General features: G+C 72.4%; 23 protein-coding genes. 14 read left to right on the top strand and 9 right to left on the bottom strand.

Going from position 1 to position 25,579, the window contains the following annotated elements; genetic code table 11:
• Window positions 1-3 precede the first annotated feature (3 nt).
• Window positions 4-855 carry a ParA family protein gene (locus BLS56_RS04425; protein ID WP_091448337.1) on the bottom strand — a complete coding sequence of 284 codons (852 nt, stop codon included), beginning with the start codon at window positions 853-855 and terminating at the stop codon, window positions 4-6.
• 34 nt (window positions 856-889) lie between these two features.
• Here BLS56_RS04425 and BLS56_RS04420 point away from each other — a divergent pair, with 34 nt between their 5' ends.
• Together BLS56_RS04420 and BLS56_RS04415 are read left to right on the top strand one after the other, a co-directional pair.
• Window positions 890-1,615, top strand: coding sequence for a class I SAM-dependent methyltransferase (locus BLS56_RS04420; RefSeq protein ID WP_091448336.1), 726 nt, complete (start codon window positions 890-892; stop codon window positions 1,613-1,615).
• Between the two features lie 58 nt (window positions 1,616-1,673).
• On the top strand, window positions 1,674-2,954 hold the full coding sequence (locus tag BLS56_RS04415) for a DNA polymerase IV (protein ID WP_091448334.1): 1,281 nt from the start codon (window positions 1,674-1,676) through the stop codon (window positions 2,952-2,954).
• 449 nt (window positions 2,955-3,403) lie between these two features.
• Here the strand turns inward: BLS56_RS04415 and BLS56_RS04410 are convergent, their stop codons facing one another.
• Together BLS56_RS04410 and BLS56_RS04405 are read right to left on the bottom strand one after the other, a co-directional pair.
• Window positions 3,404-3,700: a hypothetical protein gene (locus BLS56_RS04410; protein WP_175482655.1), complete on the bottom strand. Its 297-nt coding sequence runs from the start codon at window positions 3,698-3,700 to the stop codon at window positions 3,404-3,406.
• 350 nt (window positions 3,701-4,050) lie between these two features.
• Window positions 4,051-4,578: an isochorismatase family protein gene (locus tag BLS56_RS04405; RefSeq protein ID WP_091448333.1), complete on the bottom strand. Its 528-nt coding sequence runs from the start codon at window positions 4,576-4,578 to the stop codon at window positions 4,051-4,053.
• A gap of 447 nt (window positions 4,579-5,025) precedes the next feature.
• Between BLS56_RS04405 and BLS56_RS04400 the strand changes: the two genes are divergently transcribed.
• Both BLS56_RS04400 and BLS56_RS04395 read left to right on the top strand, forming a co-directional pair.
• Window positions 5,026-5,457, top strand: a complete 432-nt coding sequence (locus BLS56_RS04400; protein ID WP_091448331.1) for an ATP-binding protein — start codon at window positions 5,026-5,028, stop codon at window positions 5,455-5,457.
• Entirely contained in the window at window positions 5,454-6,215 is a 762-nt protein-coding gene (locus BLS56_RS04395; protein WP_228771340.1) for a SigB/SigF/SigG family RNA polymerase sigma factor, read from the top strand. The genes BLS56_RS04400 and BLS56_RS04395 overlap by 4 nt, the downstream gene beginning before the upstream one ends.
• Before the next feature lie 9 nt (window positions 6,216-6,224).
• Here the strand turns inward: BLS56_RS04395 and BLS56_RS04390 are convergent, their stop codons facing one another.
• Window positions 6,225-6,521, bottom strand: a complete 297-nt coding sequence (locus tag BLS56_RS04390; protein WP_091448329.1) for a WhiB family transcriptional regulator — start codon at window positions 6,519-6,521, stop codon at window positions 6,225-6,227.
• 215 nt (window positions 6,522-6,736) lie between these two features.
• Between BLS56_RS04390 and BLS56_RS04385 the strand changes: the two genes are divergently transcribed.
• Both BLS56_RS04385 and BLS56_RS04380 read left to right on the top strand, forming a co-directional pair.
• On the top strand, window positions 6,737-7,063 hold the full coding sequence (locus BLS56_RS04385; RefSeq protein ID WP_175482654.1) for an STAS domain-containing protein: 327 nt from the start codon (window positions 6,737-6,739) through the stop codon (window positions 7,061-7,063).
• A 151-nt stretch (window positions 7,064-7,214) separates the two neighbouring features.
• The gene (locus BLS56_RS04380; RefSeq protein ID WP_139190508.1) at window positions 7,215-7,694 is read left to right on the top strand and encodes an ATP-binding protein; all 480 of its coding nucleotides are present in this window, start codon (window positions 7,215-7,217) and stop codon (window positions 7,692-7,694) included.
• A 63-nt stretch (window positions 7,695-7,757) separates the two neighbouring features.
• Here the strand turns inward: BLS56_RS04380 and BLS56_RS04375 are convergent, their stop codons facing one another.
• On the bottom strand, window positions 7,758-8,903 hold the full coding sequence (locus tag BLS56_RS04375) for a PP2C family protein-serine/threonine phosphatase (RefSeq protein WP_091448324.1): 1,146 nt from the start codon (window positions 8,901-8,903) through the stop codon (window positions 7,758-7,760).
• A gap of 57 nt (window positions 8,904-8,960) precedes the next feature.
• On the opposite strand from BLS56_RS04375, the gene BLS56_RS04370 reads away from it, so the two are divergent.
• Window positions 8,961-9,452 (top strand): MarR family transcriptional regulator, encoded by a 492-nt coding sequence (locus tag BLS56_RS04370; RefSeq protein WP_091448319.1) that lies wholly within the window; start codon window positions 8,961-8,963, stop codon window positions 9,450-9,452.
• A gap of 6 nt (window positions 9,453-9,458) precedes the next feature.
• On the opposite strand, the gene BLS56_RS04365 is transcribed toward BLS56_RS04370, so the two are convergent.
• Window positions 9,459-10,469 (bottom strand): PHP domain-containing protein, encoded by a 1,011-nt coding sequence (locus BLS56_RS04365; RefSeq protein WP_091448317.1) that lies wholly within the window; start codon window positions 10,467-10,469, stop codon window positions 9,459-9,461.
• A gap of 86 nt (window positions 10,470-10,555) precedes the next feature.
• Here BLS56_RS04365 and BLS56_RS04360 point away from each other — a divergent pair, with 86 nt between their 5' ends.
• Both BLS56_RS04360 and BLS56_RS04355 read left to right on the top strand, forming a co-directional pair.
• Window positions 10,556-12,586: an acyl-CoA dehydrogenase family protein gene (locus tag BLS56_RS04360; protein WP_091448315.1), complete on the top strand. Its 2,031-nt coding sequence runs from the start codon at window positions 10,556-10,558 to the stop codon at window positions 12,584-12,586.
• A 134-nt stretch (window positions 12,587-12,720) separates the two neighbouring features.
• Complete coding sequence (locus BLS56_RS04355) at window positions 12,721-13,131, top strand: DUF3040 domain-containing protein (protein WP_091448314.1); 411 nt, start codon at window positions 12,721-12,723, stop codon at window positions 13,129-13,131.
• 146 nt (window positions 13,132-13,277) lie between these two features.
• On the opposite strand, the gene BLS56_RS04350 is transcribed toward BLS56_RS04355, so the two are convergent.
• The 3 genes from BLS56_RS04350 to BLS56_RS04340 all read right to left on the bottom strand — a co-directional run bounded on the left by BLS56_RS04350 (window position 13,278) and on the right by BLS56_RS04340 (window position 18,408).
• On the bottom strand, window positions 13,278-15,680 hold the full coding sequence (locus BLS56_RS04350; protein ID WP_091448312.1) for a transglutaminase family protein: 2,403 nt from the start codon (window positions 15,678-15,680) through the stop codon (window positions 13,278-13,280).
• Window positions 15,681-15,945: 265 nt separating this feature from the next.
• Window positions 15,946-17,211 (bottom strand): DUF58 domain-containing protein, encoded by a 1,266-nt coding sequence (locus tag BLS56_RS04345; RefSeq protein WP_091448310.1) that lies wholly within the window; start codon window positions 17,209-17,211, stop codon window positions 15,946-15,948.
• A gap of 24 nt (window positions 17,212-17,235) precedes the next feature.
• On the bottom strand, window positions 17,236-18,408 hold the full coding sequence (locus tag BLS56_RS04340) for an AAA family ATPase (protein ID WP_407640473.1): 1,173 nt from the start codon (window positions 18,406-18,408) through the stop codon (window positions 17,236-17,238).
• 751 nt (window positions 18,409-19,159) lie between these two features.
• Here BLS56_RS04340 and mraZ point away from each other — a divergent pair.
• The 5 genes from mraZ to BLS56_RS04310 all read left to right on the top strand — a co-directional run bounded on the left by mraZ (window position 19,160) and on the right by BLS56_RS04310 (window position 25,295).
• Window positions 19,160-19,591: a division/cell wall cluster transcriptional repressor MraZ gene (mraZ, locus tag BLS56_RS04335; RefSeq protein ID WP_091448309.1), complete on the top strand. Its 432-nt coding sequence runs from the start codon at window positions 19,160-19,162 to the stop codon at window positions 19,589-19,591.
• Window positions 19,592-19,745: 154 nt separating this feature from the next.
• Window positions 19,746-20,702 carry a 16S rRNA (cytosine(1402)-N(4))-methyltransferase RsmH gene (gene rsmH / locus BLS56_RS04330; RefSeq protein ID WP_091448307.1) on the top strand — a complete coding sequence of 319 codons (957 nt, stop codon included), beginning with the start codon at window positions 19,746-19,748 and terminating at the stop codon, window positions 20,700-20,702.
• A complete protein-coding gene (locus tag BLS56_RS04325) occupies window positions 20,699-21,427 on the top strand; it encodes a hypothetical protein (RefSeq protein WP_091448305.1) in 729 nt (242 codons plus the stop codon). Before rsmH ends, BLS56_RS04325 begins: the two co-directional genes overlap by 4 nt.
• Window positions 21,428-22,482: 1,055 nt before the next feature.
• Window positions 22,483-23,457 carry a hypothetical protein gene (locus BLS56_RS31235; RefSeq protein WP_175482653.1) on the top strand — a complete coding sequence of 325 codons (975 nt, stop codon included), beginning with the start codon at window positions 22,483-22,485 and terminating at the stop codon, window positions 23,455-23,457.
• Window positions 23,445-25,295: a peptidoglycan D,D-transpeptidase FtsI family protein gene (locus tag BLS56_RS04310; RefSeq protein WP_091448299.1), complete on the top strand. Its 1,851-nt coding sequence runs from the start codon at window positions 23,445-23,447 to the stop codon at window positions 25,293-25,295. The genes BLS56_RS31235 and BLS56_RS04310 overlap by 13 nt, the downstream gene beginning before the upstream one ends.
• Window positions 25,296-25,579 lie beyond the last annotated feature (284 nt).

The following is a 25,579-nucleotide window of genomic DNA, read 5'->3' as shown; positions in this document are numbered from 1 at the left end:
GTGTCACTCGCCCACGGCGTCGCCTGCCTCGTCGGTGTCCGGCCACGCGATGGCCTGGTGCCGTCCGCGTCCGCCGGTGCGCAGGACCCGGGCCAGCAGCAGGTTGAACGCCAGGGAGATCTCCCTGGCTCCGGGGGTCTGCCACTGGTGGATCGGCATACACGCGCCCTGCGCCTGCTGCACGGCCAACCGGTCCGGCAGCGCCACCGGCATCACCAGCGACCCGAAGCTCTCCCGCAGTTCCGCGATGCGGAACTGGTGCTCGTAGGAGTGGGTGCGGACCTTGTTGACCACTACGCCCAGGGGGACCAGGTTGGGGTTGTGCTCGCGTCGGGTGTCTTCGACCGCCTCGAAGGCCCGTTGTGCTCCGGATACCGCGTACAGCGTCGGCTCGGTCACCAATAAGGCGCCTTGGGCGGCGACTAACGCCGAGCGGGTCAGCCTGCCCAGTGACGGCGGGCAGTCCATGAGCACGAGTTGGTAGGGCAGTTCGCCGTCGGCCAGCAGGGAGCTGAGGGTGGCCAGGGCCCGGCCCAGCTTCTCCAGCCGCCGCAGGCCGGGGTCCGGGTCGTTGAGCGCCTCGAGTTCCTCCGAGCCGACCATCACGTCCACCTCGTCGCTCCACGCGCTGGGGGCGATCGCCGCGCGCAGCACCGACGGGCGCGGCGTCTCCAGGACGTCGGCCAGTGTGGCCTCGGTCTCGTCCGGGTCGAGCGTGGCCGTCGCGTTGCACTGCGGGTCGAGGTCGACCACCAGGGTGCGCGCGCCGCGACGCAGGGCCGCCGACGCGAGACCGAGCACGACCGTGGTCTTCCCGACGCCACCCTTGAGGCTGAGCACTGCCACCGTTTGCACGTCCTAGACCTTAGAGTCTCTACAGTTCGTGTCCATGCGACCGGATGCTGTTCGCCGAGTGCTCGACGCCGAGCTGATCGCCGCGCGCGAGCGCCGCGGCGGGGAAGCCCCGCGTGTTCTCGACGTCGGAGGCGGCAGCGGCGTGCTGGCCGTTCCGCTGGCCGTCGAGGGCTGCGCGGTCACCGTGGTGGAGCCGAGCCCCAACGCCCTGGCCACCCTGCACCGCCGCGCCCAAGAGGCGGGCGTCGCCGACCGGATCACCGCCGTCCAGGGCGACAGCGACGCCCTCGACCAGCTGGTCGCGCCCGCCGCGGCCGACCTCGTGCTGGCGCACGGGCTGCTGGAGGTCGTCGACGACCCGAAGGCGACCGTGGCCGCGCTGGTGGGCGTGGTGGCCCCGGGCGGGGCGCTCTCGGTGCTGGTGGCGAACCGGTTCGCGGCCGTGCTGCACCGGGCGATCTCCGGCCGCCTGGTGGACGCCCGCAAGCTGCTGGACGACCCGGCGGGCGTCCTGGGCGGGGCGGGGGAGGCGCTGCTGCGTCGCTTCGACACCGAGAGCCTGCGCGCGCTGCTGGCCGACACCGATCTCGCCGTCGAGCTGATCCAGGGGCAGGGCGTGGTGTCCGACCTGGTCACCGGCTCGGTGCTGGAGGTCAGCGCGGGCGCGCCGGACGCGCTCGCCGAGCTGGAGCTGGCTGCGGCGGTCACTCCCGCGCTGCGCGACATCGCCACCCGGCTGCACGCGATCGCCCGGCGCTGAACCGGGGCGGGTCCGGGACTGGTCGGGCGCTGTCGGTGGCCTGTGGTTTGCTCACCGCATGGGGCGCAGCGGTGACCTGCCGAGGGGCCTGGTCGAGCGGTACCGGGCGGGTGCGGACGGGTGGCCGGACGATTCCGGCTGCCCGATGCTGCACGTCGACATGGACGCGTTCTACGCCTCCGTCGAGATCCGGGAGCGGCCGGAGCTGGTCGACCGCTCGGTCGTCGTCGGCGGCGTCGGGCCGCGCGGGGTGGTGTCGTCGGCGAACTACCTGGCCCGCACCTACGGCGTCCGCTCGGCCATGCCGACCAGCCACGCGCGCAGGCTCTGCCCGCACGCGGTCTTCCTGCCGCCGACGTTCGCGCTGTACCAGGAGGTCTCCGCCGGGGTCCTGGCGATCTTCCGGGACATCACCCCGCTGGTCGAGCCGCTGAGCCTGGACGAGGCGTTCCTCGACGTCTCCGGGGCGCTGCGCAGGCTGCGCGCCACGCCCGCCGCCATCGGGGCCGAGATCCGCCGCCGGGTCCGCGCCGAGCACGGGATCGTCTGCTCGGTCGGCGTCGGCCCGACGAAGTTCGTCGCGAAACTGGCTTCCGGCCTGGCCAAGCCAGACGGGATGCTGGTGGTCCCGCGCGGCGAGATCACCGAGTTCCTGCACCCGCTGCCGGTGTCCGCGCTGTGGGGTGTGGGCAAGCGCACGGCAGAGCGCCTTGTCGACAGCGGCTTGGAGCGGGTGGCCGACGTGGCCGCCGCGCCGCTGCCCCGGCTCAGACGCCTGCTCGGCGTGGCCATGGCCGAGCACCTGCACGCCCTGGCACTGGGCCACGACGACCGCGCGGTGGTGCCGTCGAGCACGGAGAAGTCCGTGGGCGCCGAGGAGACCTTCGATGTCGACCACTTCGACCGGGACCTGCTCAAGCGCGAGCTGCTGCGGCTCTCCGAGCGCACCGCGGCCACCCTGCGGTCGCGGGGACTGCGCGGGCGCACGGTCTCGATCAAGGTCCGCTTCGCCGACTTCACCACGATCAGCCGCGCGAAGACGCTGCCCGTGGCCACGGACGTCACCCAGGAGATCTACCGCACCGCCACCCAGTTGCTCGACGAGCAGACCCCGCCCGGCGCGGTCCGCCTCATCGGCGTGCGGGTGGAGCAGCTGGGCGCGAACGGCGCGGAGCAACTGGCCCTCGACGCCCCCGAGCAGGGCTGGCGGGAAGCGGACCAGGCCGCTGACCGCGCCCGCTCCAAGTTCGGCGCCGCGGCCATCCGGCCAGCCGCACTCCTGGGCAACCGCCCGGAACGGGCCGGGGTCACCGAGCCCAAGCCGGAGCGCCCGCGTTGACCGCGCGCCGGGAGCGGACCCGCTCTACCCTGGGAGCTGGCCGAGTTCCCGCTGGCCAACGTGCTCGCTTACCTGGCGCTGGTGGTGTCACCGTCGCTGGTGGCGCGGGTAGCGCCGCGGGCGTCGCGGGGGCTCCGGCGGACGCGCCGCACCGCGCCTGCCCCGGCCGGACCCGCCGTCGAGCGGATCGCACCCGAGTTCCGCGGGGTCGGCAGCCTGCTGTGCGCTCCGGGGCCGCACATCCCGGCGGCGCGCAAGCAGGCGACGCGTATGGCCTGCGACGAGCTTCTGGTCCAGGCGTGCGCCGCCGTCGGCCTCCCGCACGAGCTTGACGGGCTCGTCCGGGAGGCCGACGGTGGCGCGTCGAGGAGGAACTGCTGCGGGCGGGCCTGCTTATTCGGTGAGCCAGGGCAGCACGCCCAAGCGGTCATGAACACGCGGGTGGGTTGTCAACACCACCCCCCGATGGCACGGGCGGATCGACGGGTGGCCCACCGCCGAGCAGCGGACGGGAGCACATCGGCGGCGACCTCTTCGAGAACGGTCTCGCGGCCCGCGTCGAGGTGCGGCCAGTGGGTGATCGCGTCGGTGAACTCGGCGTCGCGGGCACGGCCCACGCGCTCCCGGACCGTGCCGACACACTCCAGGGAGTACAACGGGGAGGCGTCCGCGTCGGCGCTGACCAGGTCGCCCAAGCCGAGGCGGTCTACCGCCCGGTCTGCTGAAGCGCCCGCAAGCGGCGACATCCCACGCCACGGTGCCTCCCGTGGCGGGACTCCACGCGGCGGCGCTCGTATGGCAGCGCCTCAAGCAGCCCGACCTCAAGCAGTCAGATCTCGGGTGGCCGCGGCTCGTGTGGCGTCGTCCTCGTGCTGCGGGACCTCGTGGCGACGCGCCTTGCGTGGGGGTGTTCCTCGTGCTGCGCGGTTTCAGTGGCGGTGCCGCTGAAGCAAGTTGACCACCACCTGGTTCACGCGGTCCAAGACCCTGTCGTGATCACCAGCGGCCGGGAGGCTGGCCATGTGTTCGGTAGCCGTCCGTTCACTGCCCAGCCCTCGACAAGGGCCTGGCCAGGAACCGCGCTCGCCAAGCAGGCTCACGGGCGTGCCGACGCCCGCCCGAAGGTGACCTCGCTGTGCCGCACGACGTGGGCCCCGGCGCTGGCTAACTCGCGCTCGACCTCCCGGGAGATCGCCGCCGCCGTGGTCGCGCCGTCGTAGGTGGCGTGGGCGCCCGCCGCCAACGTCACCGAGTAGCCGCGCCCTAACGCCCCCAAGGTCGTCGCCCGGACGCAGTGCTCGCTCTGCATCCCCGCCACCGCGATCGCCGCGCCTTCGGCCACCAGGTCGGCCAGGGACGTGCCGAGGAACGCGTCGGTCTCGAACTTGTCGACCACGTGCTCGCCCGCGAGGACGTCGTGGACGAGCGCCCACCCCGGCGTGCCGGTCTCGTCCGGCTCGCCGACGCCGCCGTTGTTGCGCACGTGCACCACCGGGACGCCTGCCGTGCGGGCGCGGGCGAGCAACCCGGTGACGGCAGCGCCGACGGAGTCCGCGTCCGGCACCGGCTCTGGCGGCAGCAGCATGTTCCGTTGCACGTCCACCAGCAGCAACACCTCGGCCATGCGTCCAATTTAGCACACATGTTCGATTGACGGGGGTGGACGATCTTCCCGTTGTCCGCCTGGTTCGGGTGCGGGTAACCGCGCGGACGCGCGCACCGCGACTACGACGCCGACTACCTGTCGAACGTCGCGGACGGCCTCTGGGCGCGCCGTCACAACGACGGCGAGGACATCCCGCGCGGATGCTCGCCACCGACCCCGCGTACCTGGTCGGGCAGTACTTCGCGGGCGAGGGGACCTTCAGCCTCGCGTGCCTCGGAAATTCTTTTCGGTGATCATGGTTTGAACGTGATCGAGAGCGGGTATGCGTAGGAGGGTCCTGCCCCGCGAGCTTGCCGCTGTGGGGCGGGGTGGTGAGGGTGCCGCAAGGCGCGAATCCCACCCCGCTCCACATTTTTCGGTCTCGCGGTACGGTCCTCGCCAGTATCGGGACGGCAGGAGGAAAGCGTGTCTGAGGTCGAAACCAGCCCGGTCGCGCGCGCCCACGGGGTGCGTGCCGTGGAGGTCCGAGTGTCGGCGGACGCCGAACAGGTGCCTCTGCTGCGATCGTTCGCGGCGGACATCGCGATGCGGATGGACTTCGACCTCGACGCCATCGAGGACCTGCGCATGGCCGTGGACGAGGCGTGCTCGCTGCTGGTGCGCTCCGCGCTGCCCGACACCTCGCTGCACTGCCGGTTCGAGCCGGAGGACCACGCGATCCGGGTGAACGTCGTGGTCGACGCGGACCGCCCCGCCGCCCCGTCGTCCGACCCGATGGGCTGGCAGATCCTCACCGCGCTGGCCGAGTCGGTCACCGAGTCGGTCGAGGCCGTCGACGGCGGGCACCGCATTCGCGTCGAACTCCGCGCCGTGCCAGGGGAAACGGATCGGCGGTGAACGCCCCAGCCGACCGCGGCGACCGGGACGTCGACCGGTTCCGCGCCCTGGCAGAACTCGACGGCGACGACCCGCGCCGGGCGGTGCTGCGCGGCGACCTCGTCGCCGACCACATGGACCTCGCCCGCAACCTGGCGCGCAAGTTCGACCGGCGCGGCGACCAGCTCGAAGACCTCATCCAGGTGGCGACCATCGGCCTGATCAAGGCGGTCGACCGGTTCGAGGCCGACCGGGGGAACTTCTACGCCTTCGCCATTCCCACCATCATGGGGGAGCTGCGCAGGCACTTCCGGGACACCGGCTGGGCGGTGCGCGTCCCGCGCCAGCTCAAGGAGCTGCATGTCACCATCGCGGCGGGCCGCAACGAGCTGAGCCAGAAACTGGGCCGCGCGCCCAAGCCGAGCGAGCTCGCCGAGCACCTCGGCCTGCCCAGGGAACAGGTGTACGAGGCGCTGGTGGCCAGCGCGGCGAAGCAGGGGACCTCGCTGGACGCCCGGCTCGCCGAGCCGTCCGGAGACCGGTTCGGCTACGAGGACGAGCGCCTGGCCGAAGTGGACAACAGACGAGCGCTGGGGCCGCTGCTGGCGGAACTGCCCGAGCGCGAGCGGAAGATCATCGTGCTGCGGTTCTTCCGCGGACTGTCCCAGGCCGACATCGCCCGCAGGGTGGGCGTGTCGCAGATGCAGGTGTCCCGCCTGCTGGCCAAGACGCTCGAGCGGCTGCGCGCCGCTCTGGGCGAGGACACCTTGGCGGGCTGAATGCGCGCCCTACGAGACCCGCAGCGCGCGCCTGCGCTGGGCGATCAGCGTCCGCCGCTCGCCCTCGCCCATCGCGCCCCAGATGCCGTACGGCTCCTGGACGGCGAGCGCGTGCTCGCGGCACTGCTCCAGCACCGGGCAGGCCCGGCAGACGGCCTTCGCGCGCTCCTCGCGCGCGTGCCGGGCGGGCCCGCGCTCCGCGTCGGGGTGGAAGAACATCATGCTGTCGGCCCCGCGGCACGACCCGTTGAGCTGCCAGGCCCACTCGTCGGAGACGGGCTTGGGCAGTCGGGTGATCTCGGCCATGCTGGTTCCCTCCTCGTGGTCCCGCTCCGCACCGCGGGTTCGACCGGGAACTACCCCGGCCGCCGAGGGCCGAAACGAGGTTCGTGCGGCCGTTCGGACGACTGTCGGGGTGACCGGCGCCGCACGGCGTCGGCGTTCGGCGGCAATTACTGTGACCCCGGCGTGGACGGGCCGTGCGCGCGTCCGGCGCGGAACCCTGTGAGGAAGGACCGATAGTGGAGATCACCAGCGTGGGCGTCGACCCGGTCGTCGTCTCTGTGACCGGCGAGGTCGACCTGGCTACCGCCCCGGATCTGGAGCGGGCGCTCGAGACCGCCTTGTCCCAGCCGGAGGCCACCGGAGTGCGCGTCGACCTGTCCGGGGTCGAGTTCATGGACTCGGCGGGGCTGCGGGTGCTCGTCGCCGCGCGGCGCAACGCCGAGACCGCGGGCCAGAGCCTGGTGCTGCACGCCCCGCACGACCGGGTCCGGCGGATCATCGAGATCACCGGCCTCGCCGAGGTGTTCGGGCTCGCCGACTCGGCGAGCACGGAGTCGGGGTGAGACGGTCTTGATTCAGTCCCGGGTCTCCGGGGTATCTCACCCCCCGTGTAACCAGCGTTTCCCGTCACCGGCGAGCCAAGTGGGCACGGACGGGCGGGACGGTGTGCGTCAAGGCGCGCGATCCCGCGCGTGAGGGGTGGTGGCGTCAGACGTGAGCGAGGACATGCGGGCGGCGGCCGATGTCGGGCGGGTGCGTGAGCTCTCCACCCGCCTGCCGCGGTCGACGCGGGCGGCGGGGCAGGCCCGGGAGTTCGCGGGCTCGGCCCTGCGGTCGTGGGGCGTGCCGGAAGACCTGGTCTGCGACGTCGTGCTGGCGACGTCCGAGTTGGTGACCAACGCGGTCGAGCACGGCGCGGGGCGGATCACGGTAGCGCTGTCGGTGTCGGCGGACCGGGTCTTGCTGCGCGTGCGCGACGAGACGAGCGACGCGCCGGTGCGCAGGCCGTCGCACCTGCTTTCCGAGCGCAGCCGGGGGCTGACCATCGTGGCCGCCCTCAGCCGCGCCTGGGGGCACCAGCCTGACCCCGAGGGCAAGTGGGTGTGGGCCGAGTTCGCCTTGGCCCCTTCCGCCGACGCCGACGAGACGCGCCCGTCGGCCGCGACCAGGGGCGAGTTCGACCTCGCGAACTAGGTCCTGTCTCGAAGTGCCTGCGCGGCAGGCGCGTGCCGGTGCTTCGGGACCGCGACCGGGTCCTCAGCGGGCGGGCCCGTGCCAGTCGAGGCAGACGACCACGGCGTCGTCGTCGAGGTCGCGGTGATCGCGGAAGACGGCCAGATCCGAGAGCACCGCGCGGACGACCTGCGCGGGCGGCAGCGCGCGGGTGGTGCGGATGGTCCTGGGAAGAGCGACGTCGGAGTACGCTCGGTCGCCGTTCTCGGAGGCGTAGACCCCGTCGCTGACGATCAGCAGCCGGTCGCCGGGGCGCAGGCTGTCGTGCTGGACGCGGTACTGGGTCTCCTCCAGCGCGCCCAGCGGCACCTGCACCTCCAACCCGATCTGCTCGGCGGTGTCGCCGCGCACCCGCCAGAGCTGCGGCGACCCGGCGTCGACAATCTGGACGGCGCCGTTGGCCAAATCGAGCGAGAGCAGCAGCGCCGCGACAGACTGCTCGCCGCCGTACTGTCCCCACACCACCTGGTCCGCCAGGACCGCCGCCTCGGCCAGACCGTGCCCGGAGCGGCGCGCGTTGCGGATCGCGGTGATCGCGATCGAGGTGAGCAGGGCGGCGTTGAGGCCCTCACCCATCCCGTTGGTCACGCCCAGGGTGAGCCTGCCCGGGTCGAGGCTCCAGTCGAAATTGTCGCCGCGCACCGCGTAGGCAGGCTCCAGTTGGCCTGCCAGGGTCAGCTCCGGGCAGGCCAGGCCGCGGCCGGGCAGCAGCTCCCACTGCATTTCCGCGGCCACGGTCATCCGCCGGTCGCGCCGGGCCCGCGCGAGCTGGTCGGTGCCGGTGTCGGCCACCTGCAACGCGTCCGCGAGCGCGCAAGCGACCTCCCCGAGCGCGCCCAGCCGCGCCCGGTCGGGGTCGCCCTCGACCCGGCCGGTGAGCACGCCGTGGCAGTTTCCACGGCTGAGCAGCGGCAGATGCACCGTGCCGTCGGTCTCCACCACCGCCTGCTGCTCCCGGTAGGCCGCGCCCGGCAGTGTGCCGGTGATCGCCACCATGTCGCCGCCGTCGATGTCGACCAGGTTGGCCGCCGGGTAGTCCACCAGCCGCACTCGGGCCTCGGCCAGCCGCGCGCACTCGTCGAGAAGCGCGGGCAGCCGCTCGACGAAGGAGTGCAGCGGCAGCGATCGCAGCGCCGACTCCAGCGCGCGGAGTCTTTCCGAAGTGGTCACCGGGGCCTCCGCCGGGGGAACCGGCCGAATCGGCCGTCAGTGTGCGACAGTTGCAGTATGGCTGCTGCCGCGCTGCGGGGGCCCGGAGCGCCGGGGCCGGACGAGGCGCTGGAGACCGAGATAGCCGCCGAGGCGCTCGGGCTCGTGCTGACCCGCGCCAACACCGCGGTCTATCCCAAGGTCCCGGCCATGCAGCTGCGCGCGCTGCACTACATCGACCGGCACGAGCCGATCAATCTGACCCGGCTGACCGAAGAGCTGGGCACGATCCCGTCGTCGGCGAGCAGGCTGTGCGACCGGCTCCAGGCCGCGGGGCTGCTGGACCGGCGGGCCGCCACCACCGACCGCAGGGAAGTGGAGCTTGTCCTCACCGGCGACGGCCGCAGGCTGCTCGACCGCCTCCGCGCCGCCCGCCGCGCCGACCTGGCCGAGGTGCTGGCGGGCATGACCCCGCAGGGCCGCGCGGCCCTGCTGCACGGCCTCCGCGAGTTCAGCGCCGTCGCCAACCGCGAGCCCGTCGGCGCGGAACGCCAGGACGAGACCGCGTAACCGAACTCACCCGCGCGCGGCGATCCCGGCCAGCAGCCCGTCCGCGGTGCGGGTGTTGATGATCCGGTCCGGGCCGATCCCGCACGTTTCGGCCCGCTCGCAGCCGTAGGGCTGCCAGTCGAGCTGGCCGGGCGCGTGGGCGTCGCTGTCGATGGCGAACTCGCAGCCCAGCTCGGCGGCGAGCCGCAGCAGCCGCAGCGGCGGGTCGCGGCGCTCCGGCCGGGAGTTGATCTCCACCGCGACCCCGTACTCGGCGCAGGCCGCGAAAACCGCGTCGGCGTCGAAGGCCGACTCCGGCCTGCCCCGGCCGGTGACCAGCCTGCCGGTGCAGTGCCCGAGCACGTCCACGTGCGGGTTCGCCACCGCCGTGAGCAGCCGCTCGGTCATCTCGGCCTCGGGCATCCGCAACTGGGAGTGCACGCTGGCCACCACGACGTCCACCCGGGAAAGCAGCTCCTCGGTCTGGTCCAGCGAGCCGTCGAGCAGGATGTCGACCTCGATCCCGGTGAGGATCAGGAACGGCGCCAGCTCCACGTTCAGGTCGGCCACCATCTCCAGCTGCCTGCGCAGCCGGTCGGCGCTGAGCCCGTTGGCCACCCGCAGCCGCGGCGAGTGGTCGGTCAACGCCATCCACTCGTGCCCCAGCGCGATCGCGGCCTCGGCCATCTCCCGGATGGGACTGCCGCCGTCCGACCAGTCCGAGTGGGTGTGGCAGTCGCCGCGCAGCGCCGCCCGTAGCGCGTCGCCGCCCGCCACCGGTAAGGCCGCGCCCTCGGTCAGCCGCGTGAGGTACCCGGGCTCGCCGCCCGCGACCGCCTCGGCGATGGCCGTCGCGGTCGCCTTGCCGATCCCGGGCAGCCCGGTCAGCGTGCCCGCCTCGACCCGCTTGGCCAACTCGCCCGGCGGCAGGTCGGTGATCACCGCCGCCGCCCGCCGGAACGCCCGCACCTTGTGCGTGGGCTCCCCGGCGCGCTCCAGGAACAGCGCGATCTGCTTGAGCGCCGCCACCGCGTCCATGCGCCAAGAAAACCGCAAACCACCCCGGTTCGCATAGCGGGCGGGCGCGCGCGACAGGGCCTAGCGTCGTGATCAAGGAGGACGCCATGGACATTCCGACCACCCCGCCGGTCCCGGCCGCGACGCTGACCGGCCTGCTCGACGGCCGATGGGCCCACGTTCGGCGGGACGCGCGAACGCGGATGGCCGCCGCGCCGTCGCCCCGGACCTACGACCTGAGCACCGAGCAGCACCGTGCGCAGGTCCTCGCCGAGCTGCGGGCGTTGGCCGCGTCCGGTTATCCGCGGACCGGCTTCGCCAAGCGGCACGGCGGTGGCGGCGACCCCGGCGGCTTCCTCACCGCGTTCGAGATGCTCGGCTTCGGCGACCTGTCCGTCATGGTCAAGGCAGGCGTGCAGTGGGGCCTGTTCGGCGGCGCGGTCGAGGCCCTCGGCACCGAGCGCCACCACGAGCGGCACCTGCGGGCGATCATGTCCGGCGACCTGCTCGGCTGCTTCGCGATGACCGAGGCCGGCCACGGTTCCGACGTCCAGCACCTGCGGACCACCGCGACCTACGACCCGGCGACAGCGGAGTTCGTGGTGCACACCCCGCACGAGGCCGCGCGCAAGGAGTACATCGGCAACGCGGCCCGCGACGGGCGGCTGGCGGTCGTGTTCGCCCAGCTGGTCACCGGCGGCGAGAGCCACGGCGTGCACGCGCTGCTCGTGCCGATCCGCGACGAGCACGGCGGCCCGGCCCCCGGCGTGCGGATCGAGGACTGCGGCCGCAAGGCCGGGCTCAACGGCGTCGACAACGGGCGGCTCTGGTTCGACCAGGTCCGCGTTCCGCGCGAGGCCCTGCTCGACCGCTACGGCGCCGTGGCGGTGGACGGGACGTACCGCAGCCCGATCGAGGGCGACTCGCGGCGGTTCTTCACCATGCTCGGCACCCTTATCCGCGGCCGGATCAGCGTGGCGGGCGCGGCGGGCAGCGCCACCAAGAGCGCACTGACCATCGCCATCAGGTACGGCTTGGCCCGCCGCCAGTTCGAGCGGCCCGGCTCATCGGACGAGGTCGTCATCCTCGATTACCTCGCCCACCAGCGCAAACTCCTGCCCGCCCTGGCGAGCGCGTATGCGCTGCATTTCGCCCAAGATGAGCTGGTCGCCACCCTGCACGAGCTGTCCGACCCCGCACACGCCGACAGCGGAGACGACGACCCGCGCGACCGCCGCGGGCGCGAGCTTGAGTCCCGGGCCGCGGGCCTCAAGGCGGTGGCGACCTGGCACGCCACCCGCACCATCCAGGCCTGCCGCGAGGCCTGCGGCGGCGCGGGCTACCTCGCGGAGAACCGGCTGCCCCAGCTCAAGGCCGACACCGACGTGTTCACCACCTTCGAGGGCGACAACACGGTCCTGCTCCAACTCGTGGCCAAGGGCCTGCTCACCGGCTACCAGCAGCACCTCCACGAGCTGGGCAGCGTCGGCATGGCCCGGTTCATCGCCGAGAAGTTCGTCGGCGTCGTCATCGAGCGCACCGCCGCCCGGTCGCTCATCGACCGCCTCGTCACCGCGGTCACCCCGCAGGACGAGGAGACCGACCTGCTCGACCGGGGCTGGCACCTCAAGCTGTTCGAGGACCGCGAGGAACACGTCCTCGACACCCTCGCCCGCCGCCTGCGCCGGGCGGGCGACGCGGACGCCGACCCGTTCGAGGTCTTCAACGACGCCCAGGACCACGTGCTGCGGGCGGCCCGCGCGCACATCGACCGGATCGTGCTGGAGGCGTTCGTCGCCGCCATTGACCGCTGCCCCGACCAAGACGCCGCGGCGCTGCTTGACCGGGTCTGCGACCTGCACGTGCTGAGCACCGTCGAAGCCGACCTGGACTGGTTCCTGGGGCACGGCAGGCTGACCGCGGCACGGGCCAAGGCGGTCACCGGCGCGGTGAACGCGCTGTGCAAGGCGCTGCGCGGGCACGCCGAGGTCCTGGTCGACGCGTTCGCGATCCCGGACGCCCTCATCGACGCGCCGATAGCATTGGGTGCGGAAAGTGATCGCCAACGAGCACAAAGTAGTCGCCACGGCGTGGCGCTACCCCGTACGGAGGACTCCGGCAAAGCTGCGGCACCGTGATCGAGGATCGGGTAGTCGCCAAGGGGAACGCCCCGTATCCTGGAGTCCGACACCCCCCTTGCGGGGTGCCCGCCGGGTCCGGCGGCAACCGTGATCGCCCGGCGCCCGCGACCGCTGTGCCGGAGGAGGAACGTATGCCACTCTCCGAGCACGAGCAGCGACTGCTCGACCAGATCGAGCGCGCGCTCTACGCCGAGGATCCCAAGTTCGCCTCCACCGTCCGAGGTGCCCGTCTCCGCAAGCCGTCCCGACGGCGCAGGCTGCAGGGCGTGGCCCTGTTCGTCCTGGGGGTGGCGCTCCTCGTGATCGGTGTGATGCTGCCGTTCAAACCGGCTGGTATCCCCGTGGTGAGCCTGCTCGGCTTCCTGGTGATGTTCGTCGGCGCTCTGCTGACGCTGACAGCGCTTCGCCAGGGCGGCTCCGACCAGGAGCCAGGTGAGGAGTCCCCGGGTGGTGGTGGCGGCGCGGCCGCCCACCACCGCCGAAGCTCGTTCTCACAACGCATGGAGGAGCGCTTCCGTAAGCGCTTCGACGAAGAGCGTTAACCACATCGATCAGCAGCTCCGGTTGAGCGCCGAATCCAGGATGTGGATTCGGCGCACAGCCGTGTCTTCCTCGCCCAGCCGGTCGCCCGGTGCGGCCGGTCGGCGGGGTTCAGCTCGGCCGGGTTAGCTAAGTCGGCCTGCTCACCTCAGTCGCCCAGGTCTGCGGAGCGCTTCTTGCGCGGCCGCATGACCGAGCGGGGCAGCAGCCTGGACTTCCAGTCCAACGGCGAGTTTCGGCGCATCCCCTGCACTACCTGGTCGAAGGCCAAGGCCAGTTCAGGCTCGTGGGTGGTCCGGCCGCCGTACCAGGACCGCTCCACCGAGCCCACCACCGTGCGCAGGGCCTGCTTGCTGTGCTCGTCGAGGCTGTGCTCCTTCGCCAGCCTGCGGGCGGCGGTGCGCACGGTGTCCGACTCGGGCGTGTCGGCGCCGCGGTCCCACGACTCGGCCATCAGCTCCGCCCACGCCGCCGTGGGAGCGGCGGCGGACTGGGCGAGGATCGCGTCCCTGCGCTCGGTGCGCAGCCAACCGCGCACCCCGGCGGGGATGGCGGCCGCCGCCACGACCAGCAGGAGCACGCTCAACCACCAGGAAACGATCGACAGCAGGAAGAACAGCGCGAGCACGCCCACCGCGGCCGCCCCGACCACGCCGACCCGGACGCGGGCGGACCGCGCCAGAGCGGCGCCCAAGACGGCGAGCAGCGCCAGTCCCAGCGCCGTCCACGCCTGCCACGGCCAGGAACCGTCCCCCTCGGTCGGGGCGGGGGCGTTCGCGGCGGGGTCGGCGGGGTCGGGCAGGTTGTCGCGCGGGGCGGCCGTGCTGCTGCCGGCCCCGGTGGGGACCTCATCCTCGGAGGCGCCCGTCGAGGGGTCCGTGCTGAGGTCGGTGCTCACGTAGGGCGGCTCGTAGGCGCGGCCGTCCGACAGCGGCGTCGGGTCGAAGGTGACCCATCCCTGGTCGGGGAAGAACACCTCGACCCACGCGTGCGCGTCCTGGGTGGTGATGGAGCGGTAGTCGCCGGACTGGAAGCCAGCGGTGTACCCGATGGCGACTCGCGCCGGGATGCCCGCCGCGCGGGCCAGGATCGCCATCGCCGAGGCGTACTGCTCGCAGTAGCCGACCTTGGCGCCGAAGAGGAACTCCTTGAGCGCGTCCTCGTCGCTGGCCGCGCCGGTCTGGGTCTGGTAGCGGAAGCCGTTGGCGAGGGAGAAGTACTCCTGCAACGCCAGCGTCTTGTCGAACATCGTCGGCTGGTCCCGGGTCAGCTCGTCGGCGAGCCGCACGACCTGGGTGTCGATGCCGTCGGCGGCCAGGTAGACCGGGTCGATCTCGCCGAAGTCGGCGCCGCTGGCCCGCAGGTCGTTCGCGGTGGGCTGGCTCAGGTCGGCGTCCTCGACGTACTTGGGCAGCTTCCGGGAATTGCGGGAGTAGACCATCCCGCCGCTGCGGTCGTAGAACAGCCCGTCGGGCACGTCGCTCAGCCTGCGCGGGATGCCGTAGACGGGCGCCCACAGGTCCTGCGAGTTGATCGGCTCGATCTCGACGCGGGTGATCGTCCCGGCCCCGTCGTCGCCCGGGGCGGGCGGGAGGTCGCCGTTCGCGGAGATGTCGTCGGCCAGGGCGTCCGCGGCGATCCAGCCGCCGTTGCGGTCGTAGCGGGGCAGCGTCATCGCCCGCAGGTAGCGGCTCTCGTTGCCCAGCCCGCGAACCCGGAACAACTCCACGTTGCTGCCCTGGTCGAGCATCCCGCGCAGGGCGGTGAACGGCTTGAGGGCCAGCCCACCGTCCCGGCCACCGCCGCCGGACCCGCCGGGCAGGCTCCCGACCGTGCCGATCCCGGTGACCAGCCCACCGGCGAGCAGCCCCAGCACCAGCGCCGACGACACCATCGCCACCGGCGACCCGAAGCCGGTGCCGGTGCTGGGCAGCTGCGGCCGGTTGCGCCACAGCTGGTGGCGGTGCGTGCCGTCGACGGCCAGCAGCGCGGCGAACGAACTCGCCCCCAGCACGAACGACCACCAGGGCAGCAGGTCGTCGGCCAGCGACGCGGGCACCGCGTAGACGCACAGCAGCACCAGCCCGCACGCGGCAGGCGTCCCCGCCGCCACCGCGAGCGTGTCGACCAGCACGGCCACCAGCCCGATCGCGATCACGACCAGGCACAGCACCGGCGCGGACGGCGGCACCGGCGGCACACCCACGCGCACCGCTTCGACGGAGCTGCGCAAGACGTCGCCGAGCTCGGCGACCGCCGCCGGGCCGGGAAGCAGCCCGAGGACGCCGCTGTTGGTGAACAGGGCCACCAGCAGGCACAACAGCGCCACCATCTGCGACAACCCGACGACCAGCGTCGGCGTCCGCATCGCCCGCAGGCCGAGACCGACCGCGGCCACCACGATCACCGCGATGCCCGCGTACCCGAGCCACCGCATCCCGTCGATCACACCCGCCAGCGCGGTCGCCGCGCAGAGGGTGGTCGCGGCGGCGACGACCGGGGTGACGGTGGTCGACCACTGCGCCTGCGGGGTCGCTGTCTGCTCGCTCACGCCGCCGCCCCTGAGGTCACGGCCCCTGAGGCCACAGCCCATGAGGTCACAGCCCATGAGGTCATCGCGCGCTGCCCGCGGTCGTCGCTGATCGTGCTTGTTCTTCCGAGTGAGGCGCGCACCGGCGACGGGGAGCGGAGCGCCGCCACCCGCACACCCGTGACCCGGTCCCCTTGGTCGCCGCGGCTCGGGCATGTCCGCGCTCGCGGTCGACCGCTCTGGCCGGGGCGCGGCCAGAGCGGCTGGAGTCCGCGCAGTCGCCTGGTCATGACCCGGACCCCGCGACCATCGCGTCGCCCCGGGTGAACCCCGTGCGGCACACGCTGCCCCAGACCCGGGTCATCGGGACGTCCGGGCGCGCGACCGTGACGCCCCAGCCCGCGCCGCTGAGCAGGGCGGCCGCGGCCCTCGGGTCGACGTCGGGGCCGTCGCCCTGGCCCCAGGCCGGGGTGTCGAGCAGGACGGCCAGGCTGCGCGCTCCCCGGGTGCGGTAGCGGATGAGCTGGCTGAGCGACTCCGGGGTCGCCGCGCCGAGGATGGCGATCAGCTCCTGGCCGTGGCCGGGGTCGGCGGGACAGGAGATGTCGCGCTGGTGCACCGGCTGCAGGGCGGCGAGCGCGTCGAGCATCGCGTTGTCGCTGTGGCCCGCGTCGCCGGAGTCGTTGACCAGGACGCTGCCGGTCTCGGTGACCAGCCGGATCGGGTGGCCGTGGCGGTGCAGCTGCACGCACACACTCGCGGCGAAGGAGATCGCCCACTCCAGGCTGGAGTTCGCCCCCGAGCCTCGGTGCCCGTAGACGCGCCGGTCGAGCAGGACGGTGGTGCCGCCGCGCCAGGGGCTTTCCTCGACCCGCACCATCATCTCGTCGCGCTTGGCCGTGGACCGCCAGTGCACCTTGCGCAGGTCGTCGCCCTGCCGGTACGGCCGGACCACGGCGTCGTCGTCGCCCTGGCCCGCGTTGAGCCGGACCGAGCCGTCGTCGCCGGACCCCAGGCCCGACCCGCCCGGGACCCCCGACAACGCGACCACTCGGGGGACCACGACGAGGCGGGACGTGTGCGCGAGCTCCCGCTCGAACTCGGCCAGGCCGAACGGGTCGGTCACGGTGGCCTTGAGCGGGCCGATCTGCTGGATGCCGCGCAGCATCGGCTGCACGGCGTAGCGCAGCTGAGTGCCGCCGTGTCGGGGGAGGTGATCGATCAGGAACCGCGGCTTACCGCCGAGCGCATAGGGGACGCCGTCGGAGACGAGCAGCCCGACCGTGGGCAGCCTGCCGGTGCTGCGGACCGACAGCACCACCTCGGCGCGCCCGCCGACAGGCACCCGCCAGGGCGAGATGTGCCGCTGGGCGTGCAGGCCGACGCGGGTCATCGCGGTGAGGAAGCAGACCAGCAGCGGCAATGCCACCACGAACACGGACACGCGCAGCAGGTCGCGCTCGTTGAGCACGATCGAGCACAGCGCGGCGGCCAACCCGGCCGCCAACAGGCACCGCCCCCGAGTGGTCAGGCCCGACAGTGCTCCCCGCATCGCGTCTCCATCCCCCTCTCGCCGCTAACGCCCGCGCGCGCCGGTCCACTGCGCGCCCAGGTCGGGCGCCGCCTGCGGCACCGGCACCCGCTGGATGAGGCCGCGGATCAGCTCGGCGGGGGAGCGGCGCGCGGCCTGCGCCTCCGGGGTGAGCACGAGCCGGTGGGCCAGCACCGGGACCGCCACCACGTGCAGGTCGTCGGGCACCACGTAGTCGCGCCCGGACAGGGCAGCCTGCGCCCGGGCCGCGCGCACCAGATGCAGCGTCGAGCGCGGCGAGGCCCCTATCCGAATCTCGGAAAGCCGCCGGGTGGCCGAGACGACCTCGACCGCGTAGCGGCGCACCTCTTGCGCGATCTGCACAGACCGCACTGTTTCTATAAGGCCGCGCACCTGGTCCGCGTCCGACACCGGCCGCAGCGTCTTGAACACGTCGTGGCCCGCGTGCTCGTCGACCATGGCCAACTCGGCCTGCGGGTCCGGGTAGCCGATCGACACGCGCGCGGTGAACCGGTCGCGCTGCGCCTCGGGCAGGGCGTAGGTGCCCTCCATCTCGATCGGGTTCTGCGTGGCGATCACCATGAACGGCGACTGCAGCTCATAGGTGTTCGAGTCGACCGTGACCTGGTGCTCCTCCATGCACTCCAGCAGCGCGGACTGCGTCTTGGGGGAGGCGCGGTTGATCTCGTCGCCGACGACGATGTTCGCGAACACCGGGCCGGGCCGGAACTCGAACTCGTTGGTCTGCCGGTTGAAGATCGACACCCCGGTGACGTCGCTGGGCAGCAGGTCAGGAGTGAACTGGATGCGGCTCACCGAGCAGTCGATCGACCGGGCGAGCGCCTTGGCCAGGGAGGTCTTCCCGACGCCCGGCACGTCCTCGACCAGCAGGTGGCCCTCGGCCAGCAGGGTGACCAGCGCGATGCGCACCACCTCGGGCTTGCCGACCAGCACCCGCTCCACGTTCGCCGCGATCCGCTGCGCGATGGCGTGCAACTCGTCGAGCTTGCCCGTTCCCGTTCCCGGCCACTGCGGTTGCGGCTGTTGCTGCTGCGGGGAGTGCGGCGGCTGGGCCTGCTGGGGCCTGCCGTCGCCGGTGGGGAAAGGACCGGTGGAGGTGTGGCCGGTGTACGGCTCGCCGCCTGGTGCTCCGTAGGGGTTGCCCGGCAGAGCGGTTGGCGGGGTACTCGACGTCACGCGACCTCCTGGTGAGTCTCGGCGGCTGTCCAGGCCTGTCGGCACCCGGTCGGGGTGCGGCCAGGATCGGCGCGTTCGACGTCGCCGGCCACGTCCCGTAACCGAGACAGCCTGCCATGAAGTGTGTCAAACCAGGGCGAAGTACCCAATGTTCCAGCCCAACCCCGGCGGTCGCCGATCCTCGCTACCGATCTTGCCAGGATAGGCCGGGGTGACCGAGGGCGGTGCGAGTTGTCCACAGGCCGCCGCGCCGCCGCGCGTCGTGGTCCGTTCGCCGGTCCCGGCCGGTTCGGTCGGGGGCAGGGGCTCGGCTGAATCCTCCGGCGGGCTCCGCCGGACGGCCGCATCGAGAGAGTCGCAAAGTCACTCTGTGTGTCCGGGTGACACCGGACGAGGGCATCCCGTTCGGGTGCGGGGCTGGTTGTCCCCACTCCGCCCCACGGCGCGGTCCCCCGATGCCCCACTCGTCCCCACCATCGGCCGTGACGTGCGGTTCAACGCCCCTCACGAGGGTGATTCCGGACGTTTTCGCCCCTTCTCGCCAGGCTGGCGGCAGCCCGGCCGCGGTTACGCCCCCACCTCCCCCCACCCAGATGAATGGCCATCTAGCTGGGAAAACGTCCCACCTTCGAGTCTGAGACGTGCTCGTTTCGCGTTGACTGTGGTGAAAAGTGGGGTACTGTGGCGCCAAGTGGGGCAGCAGGGGGCCTCACGGCCGATCCGACCGGTTCGGTGGGGAGGTGGGTGTCCGATGTTTCTCGGCACGCACACCCCCAAGCTCGATGACAAAGGGCGGCTGACGCTGCCTGCCAAGTTTCGGGAAGCGCTCGCGGGTGGACTGATGGTCACGAAGGGTCAGGATCACTGTCTCTACGTGTTCCCGCGCGCGGAGTTCGAGGAGATGGCGCGCAAGGTCGCCGCGGCACCTCTCACGAACGAAGCGGTTCGCGCCTACCAGCGGTACCTGTTCGCCGGAACCGACGAGCAGCGACCAGACGGGCAGGGGCGCATCGCGGTCGCGCCGGAGCTTCGCAAGTACGCGGGGCTGACCAAGGAGTGCGTGGTCATCGGCGCGATCACCAGGCTGGAGATCTGGGACGCGCAGGCGTGGCAGGCCTACCTGGACGAGCACGAGGACAGCTATTCCCAGGCTCGGGAGGAGGTCCTGCCCGGCGTGTTCTGAGTGTGGGAACAGGAGGGACACGGGTGCCGCGAGGCCTCGGTCCGCTCGCTTTCGGCCCTGGCGCACCTTCCCCGGTGCCAGGTTCGACGAGCGGGCGGGGACCTGGCGGCATCCGGCCATCCGGCCGGACTTGTTCGAGAGGGGTGGGCGGGTGATGACGGAGCAGCCACGGCACGAGCCGGTTCTGGTGGACCGCATCCTGGAGCTGTTCGAGCCCGCCCTGGCAGGCCACCCCGCTGTCCTGGTCGACGCCACCCTCGGCCTCGGCGGCCACGCCGACGCCCTGTTGTCCGCGCACCCCCAGCTCACCCTGGTCGGCCTCGACCGCGACCCGAACGCGCTCGCCCGCTCCGGCGAACGCCTCGCCCGCCACGGCGACCGCGTCCACCTCGTGCACACCGTCTACGACGGACTCCCCGACGCCCTGTCCGACCTGGGACTGTCGCGTGTGGACGGGGTGCTGTTCGACCTGGGCGTGTCCTCGATGCAGCTCGACGTGCCGGAGCGCGGTTTCGCCTATTCGCGGGACTCCCCATTGGACATGCGGATGGACCCCACCGCGGGCCTGACCGCCGCCGACGTCCTCAACACGTACTCGGCAGCCGAGCTGACCCGCGTCCTGCGCGACTACGGCGAGGAGCGGTTCGCGTCCCGGATCGCCAAGGCGGTGGTCGCCGCCCGCGACAAGGAGCCGTTCACCACCAGCGCCCGCCTTGTGGAGTTGTTGTACGACGCCGTCCCCGCCGCGAGCAGGCGCACCGGCGGTCACCCCGCGAAGCGCACCTTCCAGGCCCTGCGCATCGAGGTGAACGCCGAACTCGACGTCCTGCGCCGCGCCATCCCAGCCGCCCTCGACGCCCTGCGTGTCGGCGGCCGCATCGTCGTCGAGGCCTACCAGTCGCTGGAAGACCGCATCGTCAAGCGCGCGTTCGCCGACCTCGCCAAGTCCACGACGCCGCCGGGCCTGCCGGTGGAGCTCCCCGGCCACGGCCCGCACGTGCGTCTGCTCACCCGAGGCGCCGAACTCGCCGAAGAGCAGGAGATCGCCCACAACCCCCGCGCCCAGTCGGTCCGACTGCGCGCCGCCGAACGCATCCGGGAGGCAACATGACCGCGCCGACGCGCAGCACGCGAGGCAGCCGCCGCGCTCCGGAGCGCACCCCGGATCCGACCCGCCGGACGCGCACCGCCGACACCGACACGGTCGCCGCCCCGACCAAGCCCACCCGGGCCGACCGCACCTCGGCCCGCCCCCGCACGCCCGCGGCCGAGCGCGCCTACGCCCGCCGCGCCCAGCGCGAGGGCCGCGGCGGCACCCGCTCCCACACGGCCCCCGCGGTCAAGGCCGACGAGGCCACCTCCGGCCGCGCCTCGTTCGTGGTCCTGATCATCGCCCTCCTGGTCGTGGGGGTCGTGGCCACGCTGTGGCTGACCACGCAGGCCATCGCCGACTCCTACCGACTCGAAGCGGCCAAGCAGGAGGCCACCCGCCTGTCCGAACAAGCCGCCCAACTCCAGCGCGAGGTGACCAAGCAGGAGTCCCCCTCAGCGCTGGCCGATCGCGCCCGCGCCCTGGGCATGGTCCCCGCGGGCGACCCCTCGTGGCTCGTGGTGAACCCCGACGGCAGTGTGACGGTGGTCGGCGACGCCAAACCGGTGACCACCCCACCCTCGCCGAACGCCGCCGCCCAACCGTCCGGCGCCCAGCCCCCGGCAGGCCAGTCGCAGTCCCCGGACCAAGGTTCGGCCCAGAACGTGGACGCGGGCACGCAACCGCCCGCCGGACAGGCGGCGCCGGAGGCGGGTGCGCAGACGCCCCCTGGAGGAGGCGGCTGATGCCAGGCAGTTCGTTCGGGGGGCCGACGCGGGGCATGGCTTCGTGTCGGCCCCGCTTGGCACTTGGGCGGGGAAGCGGACGGCGGTTGGCGCTGGAGTGCCACCGGTTCGACGGCCTAGGGCAACAGGTGCTGGCAGCCGGGCACTCCGGTCGTGAACCCGGCTCCGAGCCTGCCCGGTTGGCCGCACCTTCCCAGCGTTGGAGGGGTGGCGGCCCGGCCGGGGACGCGTGCGCTGGGCACTGGGCACGGGGTGGTCGCTCGGCCCCTGGTCGGGCGGTCGGGCCGCGGGAAAGCGCCGGCTTGGCGAGTGGTTCTCGGGCGGATGCGGCGGTGGAGAGCACGGCCAGGGTGGCGGGTGCTGGGTCACACAGGGCGAGTGTTGGTCTGTACGCGCCATTGGCGAGTCCGGCTTTGGTCGACAGCGCTGGGAGTGACGCGTCTGGGTGCGCGGCTTTGGTGAGTGGCGCGACTGGCGTGCCGGGCGCGTTCGAGAGGTGGGTTGTTTTCGCTGCTTGTGGGCGTCGGCTTCCGGCAGGAGGTGGCTGATGCCCGGGGACTACCGGGACCAGCAGGGCAGGCAGCAGGGCGAACCGGACGATTGCCGGGACAGTTGGGACAGTCCAGACCACTGGCGGGCCAGTGCGGCTGTCGGACATCGCGCGCTGGGGAGTGCGGGCGGCGAGGGGCATGTCGTGCCAGGGCTCGGTGGGAATGGGCGGCAGGGGAGAGACAGCGCGGACGCGCGAGGTGCTCCGCCGCACGAGGGTGACGGGGACGCCGAGCGCGGTGGAGGCCGAGCGCAGAGCAGCGGCCAGACCGGATACGGGCGCGATACCGGCGGTGCGGACCGAGGCGGCCTTGTGCGCGCGGCTGAGGGGCGTGGCGTAGCCGGGGGCAGCCGTGGCCACCAAGGTCGTGAGTCTGGGGCCGATGGCCTTGGCGGGGCTCACGAGGGGCGTGGGCTTGAGGGCCAGGGACGCGGTGCGGCCCAAGGGGAGGGCGCACACGGGGGTGAGGAGCTTGGTGTGACCGGGCGAGGCGCGCCTGAGCACGGTGGGCAAGTGCGCGGGGCCGGGCAACGTGGCGGTGGGCAAAGACCGGGCGGGCAAGGGCGTGAGCAGGGGGCCGCTGGTGGGCAACACGACGGTGGGCAGGGACGTGGTGTGCACGGGCCAGGCGGGCAAGTGCACGAGACTGGTCAGCTCAGTGGTGGGCGGGGACGCGGTGTGCGGGGGCATAGGCCAGGCGGGCAGGCGCACGAGGTTGGTCAGTTCAGTGGCGGGCAAAGACCGCTCGGGCCTGGTGGGCGGGCGTATGAGGTTGGTCGGCTCGGTGGTGGGCGGGGATGTGGCGTGCTCGGGCTTGGTGGGCAGGCGCACGAGGTTGGTCAGTTCAGTGGCGGGCAAAGACCGCTCGGGCCTGGTGGGCGGGTGCATGAGGTTGGTCGGCTCGGTGGTGGGCAGGGACTTGGCGGGCATAGGCCTGGCGGGCGAAGACCTGGTGGGCATGGGCGTGGCGGGCAGGTGCTTGGCGGGGCTGGGCTGCGAAGTGCTGGGCAAGGACGTGTCGGGCAGGGGTCCGGCGGTGGGCAAGGGCGTGGCAGGGACGTGGGCGGGGCTGGTCAACCCAGTGGTGGGCGAAGACCTGGTGGGCGCGGGCCTGGTGGGCAGGTGCGTGGCGGGGCTGGGCAGCGAAGTGGCGGGCAAGGACTTGGTGGGCACGGACCCGGTGAGTAGGGGTCCGGCCATGGGCAGGGGCGTGGTGGACAAGTGCGTGGGACTGGGCAAGGCAGCGGTGGGCATGGACGTGCGGTTCAGGGGAGTGCTGGCACCCCCGGGCGTGGGGCGGTGCGGGCTGGTGCGGCAGGACGTGGGGGAAACCCACGTGGGGGTGGCGGCCAGCGAGGGTCCGTGGGACAGCGTGGCGGTCCCGGCGGGGGCGGGAAAGCCGGTGGCGGTGGGAGAGGGGGCGCCGGTGGCGGTGGAGGGCAGCGGCGGTCGCCCGCGCCTGGGCGGATGCGTCGGGTGACCAAGCGGGCCGCTGGGACTGATCACCGGGTGCGGGTTGTGGTGGTGCGGTTTCTGTTGATCGCGTCGCTGGTGGCCGCTGGGTTGAAGTTGGTGCAGGTTCAGGGATTCGAGGCGGAGGCGCTTGCGTCGCGGGCCGAGCGGCAGCGGGTGCAGAAGATTCCGATTCCGGCGACGCGAGGATCGATCCTGGACCGCAACGGGGTGGAGTTGGCGTTCAGCGTCGAGGCGCGGGCACTGGCTTTTCAGCCCAACCTCCAGCGTAAGCAGATTGCCGAGTTCAACCGGAAGCATCCGGACAAGCAGGTGTCGTTCGACGAGGAGACCGCTGCCATCGCCCGGCGGATGCGGGAGCTGCTCGGGCCGCAGTTGTCCGAAGAGGACCTGCTGGCGAAGCTGCGGTCGGACGACGCGTTCGTCTATCTGACCACAACCGCCGAGCCCGCCGCCGCGCGGCGGCTCAAGGAAGAGTTCCCGCAGTTGAACGTGGAGTACCGCGCCGTGCGCGAGTATCCCGGCGGGACTTTGGCTGCCAACGTGGTCGGGTTTGCCAACTGGCGCATGGAGGACAAAGACCATCAGAAGCACAACCTGCACGGCCTCGTCGGGCTGGAGATGCTGCGCGACAACGATCTGTCCGGCACGCCGGGCAGTCAGATGGTGGAGACCGAGGAGGGCGCGGACGTCATCATCCCGGGCACCGAGCGCGACCTGCAGCCCGCGGTCGACGGCAAGGACATCGAGTTGACCATCGACGCGGACCTGCAGTTCTTCGTGCAGCAGAAGGCGGCCGAGTACGCGCAGCGCAGTGGTGCCAAGAGCGCCAGCGTGGTCGTGATGGACGCCAAGACCGGCGAGGTCTACGCGCTGGCGAACGACAAGACGTTCGACCCGTCGACGCGAGGTGGCCGTGATCCGAACCTGATGTCGGACCCCGCGGTCACCACGCCGTTCGAGCCGGGGTCGGTGAACAAGGTCGTGACCGCCATGGCCGCCCTGGAGTACGGGGTGACCACGCCGGACGCGGTCCACGCCGTGCCCGGCTCGATCAAGGTCGCCGACCGGGTGGTCGGCGACGCCTGGGACCACGGGACGCTGAACATGACCACCACCGGCGTGTTCGCCAAGTCGTCCAACGTCGGCACGCTGATGATCGCCAACCAGGTGCGGCCCGAGCGGTTCGCCGACATGCTGGGGAAGCTGGGCATCGGCAAGCGCACCGGGATCGGCCTGCCTGGCGAGAGCCCGGGCAAGGTGCTGCCGCAGAGCCAGTGGTCGGGCAGCACCTACGGCAACCTGCCCATCGGCCAAGGGCTGTCCATGACGGTGCTGCAGATGGCGGGCATGTACCAGACGCTCGCGAACGACGGGGTCCGCGTGCCGCCACGCATCGTCAAGGCCAAGATCGCGCCGGACGGGACCCGCCTGGACGAGCCGCGGCCGGAGCCTGTGCGCGTCGTCAGCCCGGAGACCGCCCGCAAGACCCGCGACATGCTCCGGGCGGTGACCCAGAAGGCGCCGAACCAGAACTCGGGCACCGCGCCCGCCGCGGCCCTGACCGGCTACCAGATCTCGGGCAAGACCGGCACCGCGCAGCAGTTCGACCAGGCCGCGGGCCGCTACAGCAACTCGAAGTACTGGATCACCTTCGCGGGCATCCTGCCCGCGGACAACCCGCGCTTCGTGATCGGCATGGTCTACGACACTCCGGCCTATTCCACTCCGGACGGTCACTCCGCCGCGCCGTTCTTCCACGACGTGGCCTCCTTCATCGCGCAGCGCTACAACCTGCCGCTGTCGAAGGAGCCCACGCCGGTCGTCCCGCTGGTCGTGCCCTGATCGTCCGATCAGGACAGTGGGCGGATCCGAACGGGGCTCGTGTCCGCGACTTCGGCGTCGCGTGCGGGGAAGGCGGGAGCCGAGGTGCTGGGCCGGGGTGTCGAATGAGGTGAACATATGTTCGACAATACCGGCCTGGCGGGCGTTGTGAAGTGCGAAAACGGGAACAACCCGAAAGTGTCGCCGGGTGCCGCGACCGGAGGCCTTTTTGTCACTCTCGGCACACTTACCTCATTCGGGTGCGCTGGCGTGATCGAGGGGCTCGATAGTCGCCCTCCGTGCGC

Source organism: Actinokineospora iranica (assembly GCF_900101685.1).
Classification (GTDB): Bacteria; Actinomycetota; Actinomycetes; order Mycobacteriales; family Pseudonocardiaceae; genus Actinokineospora; species Actinokineospora iranica.
This window is presented reverse-complemented; position numbering and strand designations above follow the sequence as displayed.

Bases quoted from the DNA above. Each gene is read 5' to 3' on its own strand.
- BLS56_RS04420 (WP_091448336.1), top strand. From the start codon at position 890: ATGCGACCGGATGCTGTTCGCCGAGTGCTCGACGCCGAGCTGATCGCC.
- BLS56_RS04415 (WP_091448334.1), top strand. From the start codon at position 1,674: ATGGGGCGCAGCGGTGACCTGCCGAGGGGCCTGGTCGAGCGGTACCGG.
- BLS56_RS04410 (WP_175482655.1), bottom strand. From the start codon at position 3,700: ATGTCGCCGCTTGCGGGCGCTTCAGCAGACCGGGCGGTAGACCGCCTC.
- BLS56_RS04405 (WP_091448333.1), bottom strand. From the start codon at position 4,578: ATGGCCGAGGTGTTGCTGCTGGTGGACGTGCAACGGAACATGCTGCTG.
- BLS56_RS04390 (WP_091448329.1), bottom strand. From the start codon at position 6,521: ATGGCCGAGATCACCCGACTGCCCAAGCCCGTCTCCGACGAGTGGGCC.
- BLS56_RS04370 (WP_091448319.1), top strand. From the start codon at position 8,961: ATGGCTGCTGCCGCGCTGCGGGGGCCCGGAGCGCCGGGGCCGGACGAG.
- BLS56_RS04365 (WP_091448317.1), bottom strand. From the start codon at position 10,469: ATGGACGCGGTGGCGGCGCTCAAGCAGATCGCGCTGTTCCTGGAGCGC.
- BLS56_RS04360 (WP_091448315.1), top strand. From the start codon at position 10,556: ATGGACATTCCGACCACCCCGCCGGTCCCGGCCGCGACGCTGACCGGC.
- BLS56_RS04355 (WP_091448314.1), top strand. From the start codon at position 12,721: ATGCCACTCTCCGAGCACGAGCAGCGACTGCTCGACCAGATCGAGCGC.
- BLS56_RS04345 (WP_091448310.1), bottom strand. From the start codon at position 17,211: ATGCGGGGAGCACTGTCGGGCCTGACCACTCGGGGGCGGTGCCTGTTG.
- mraZ (WP_091448309.1), top strand. From the start codon at position 19,160: ATGTTTCTCGGCACGCACACCCCCAAGCTCGATGACAAAGGGCGGCTG.
- rsmH (WP_091448307.1), top strand. From the start codon at position 19,746: ATGACGGAGCAGCCACGGCACGAGCCGGTTCTGGTGGACCGCATCCTG.
- BLS56_RS04325 (WP_091448305.1), top strand. From the start codon at position 20,699: ATGACCGCGCCGACGCGCAGCACGCGAGGCAGCCGCCGCGCTCCGGAG.
- BLS56_RS04310 (WP_091448299.1), top strand. From the start codon at position 23,445: ATGCGTCGGGTGACCAAGCGGGCCGCTGGGACTGATCACCGGGTGCGG.